The following is a 2,411-nucleotide window of genomic DNA, read 5'->3' as shown; positions in this document are numbered from 1 at the left end:
CCACTGGCCGATTACAAGGCTGGGCCGTTGGCGCGCGAGCGCGCGGTGATGCCGCAGGAGCACGGGGTGCGGTTCGCCTTCAGCGTGGAGGAAGTGGTGGCGATGGGGCGGTTGCCACATCCGCCGGATCCGGCTGCCGACGATGCGCAGGTGGAAGCGGCCATTGCCGCGGCGGAACTGCAAACGCTGCGCCTGCGCGAGGTGCAGCAGCTGTCCGGGGGTGAATCGGCGCGCACCACGTTTGCCCGGGTGCTGGCCCAGCAGACCCCCTTGCTGCTGCTGGATGAGCCGACCGCGGCGCTGGACCTGCGCCACCAGGAGCGCACCTTGCGCAGCGTGCGCGCGCTGGCCGATGCCGGCGCCTGCGTGATCGTGGTGCTGCACGACCTGAATCTTGCGGCGGGCTACGCCGACCGCATCGTGCTGCTGGAGCAGGGCCGGGTGGCCGCCGATGGCACGCCCGCGGAAGTGCTCACCGAAGCCCATCTGGGCCGCGTGTACCAGCAACCGGTGATCGTGCTGCAGCACCCGCAGCGCGGCGTGCCGCTGGTGGTGGTGGCCGACGCGTAGGTGCCGACCGTTGGTCGGCACGAAAGCCAATGACGCGTGGATGCCGACCGTTGGTCGGCACGAGATCCAATGACGCGTGGGTGCCGACCGATGGTCGGCACGAAGGTCGCGCAACGGTAGTGCCGGCCGCTGGCCGGCTCCACGCAATCCCGCATCAAGAGCAGCCGACCAACGGTCGGCTCTACCGGGGGTTCAATGCCCCGCAGCCGACCAACGGTCGGCTCTACCGCGGGTGCGATTTTGCCCGCCGCGCTTCATCGTCCCGTTACCACCCCAGCGTCGCGGTCGCGGTCACCGTGCGGCCGCTGCCGTAGTAGCACGACGAGACCCCGGTGCAGGTGGACACGAAGCGCTTGTCGGCCAGGTTGCTGGCGTTGAGTGCCAGGCGCACCGTGGTGCTGCCGATCTGGCCTACGTCGTAGCGGATCGCGGCGTCGAACAGCGTGTACGACGGAATCCGGTACAGGTTTGCACTGTCGCCATAGCTCACCCCGTTGTAGCGCGCGCCGGCCGCCAGGCTCAGGCCCTGCAGTGCGCCGCCCTGGAAGGTGTAGTCGGCCCAGAACGAGGCGCTGTAGTCGGGCACCATCGCGAGCGCCTTGCCCTTGTAGGGTGCCGAACGGGTCATCTCCGCGTCCATCCGCGACGCCGCGCCGATCAGGCTGAAGCCCTCGAACGGGGTGATCCGGCCTTCCAGTTCGATCCCGCGCACGCGCCCTTCGTCGCCCTGGATCGAGCAGGTGGCGGTGCCGGTGGCGCCGCAGTTGCGGTGGCTGGCCACCGGATCGTCGACGATCATGTTCTGCTGGCGCAGGTCATACACCGCCAGCGTCACCAGCCCATCCACGCCGGCCGGCTGGTACTTCAGGCCGGCCTCCCACTGCGACCCGGTGACCGGCTCGAAGGCGGCCTGGGTGAAGCTGTCCAGCGGCGACTTGGTCGAGGGCTGGAACGATTCGGCGTAGCTCACATACGGGGTCAGGCCGTTCTCGAACGCATACAGCACGCCGGCGCGGCCGGTGAACGCCTCGCTCTTGATCACGTTGCGCCCACCGGGTGTGGAAATGCCGGTGCTGATGTTGCGGTTGGCGCTGCTGCTGTCGTCCTTGGTCCAGTCGTAGCGGCCGCCCAGCGTCAGGCGCCAGTTGCCCAGCGCCAGCTGGTCCTGCAGGTACACGCCGCTCTGGCGGTTGACGCCGGCGGTGGGCGTTTCGGTGCTGAGCGTGGGCACGTAGTTCGAGTACACCGGGTTGAAGATGTCGATCGGACGCGGGCTGCTCATCGCGCTGCGCACGCCTTCCCAGTCGGCCCGCTGCCAGTCCCAGCCCAGCAGCACGGTGTGGTCGACCGCGCCGGTGGCGAAGCGGGCCTGCAGGCGGGTGTCGAAGGTGTCGCCGTCCGAGTCGCCGGTGCCCATCACACCGCGGCGGTTCTGGGTGCGGCCATCGGCGTTGAGCGCGCCGAAGGTGACCACGCCGCGGTACAGCGAATCCACATGCGTGCGGCGTGCGCTCTGGGTCAGGGTGAGGTGGTCGTTGAACGCGTGTTCGAACAGCCAGCCGGCCGTCCACAGTGTGCGGTCGAAGGTGTTCCAGCCCGGTTCGCCGATGAAGGTGCTGTTCTTCATGTAGCCGTAGCGGGTGGGGTTGAGCGTGCCGGCGGCCGGCAGGAACTGGTAGGTGGAGCCGCCGTCGTCCTTCTGGTACATGCCCAGCAGGGTCAGGCGGGTGCGCTCGGCGATCTGCCAGCTGTAGCTGGGCGCGAGGAACCAGCGCTTCTGTTCCGTATGGTTGATCTGGGTGTCGCCGTCGCGGTACAGCCCGACCAGGCGGACCAGGTGG

2 protein-coding genes are annotated in these 2,411 nt (G+C 68.9%); one reads left to right on the top strand and one right to left on the bottom strand.

Annotated features, from left to right (window positions below; all coding sequences use genetic code 11):
* Positions 1-570, top strand: a 570-nt coding sequence (locus DBR34_RS11825) for an ATP-binding cassette domain-containing protein (protein WP_258223849.1), incomplete at its 5' end; no start/stop codon positions are given.
* A 265-nt stretch (positions 571-835) separates the two neighbouring features.
* On the opposite strand, the gene DBR34_RS11820 is transcribed toward DBR34_RS11825, so the two are convergent.
* Positions 836-2,411: TonB-dependent siderophore receptor (locus DBR34_RS11820; RefSeq protein WP_258223848.1), on the bottom strand; the 1,576-nt coding region annotated here is incomplete at its 5' end.

It is taken from the genome of Stenotrophomonas sp. HMWF003 (assembly GCF_003061285.1).
Taxonomy (GTDB): Bacteria; Pseudomonadota; Gammaproteobacteria; order Xanthomonadales; family Xanthomonadaceae; genus Stenotrophomonas; species Stenotrophomonas maltophilia_AP.
This window is presented reverse-complemented; position numbering and strand designations above follow the sequence as displayed.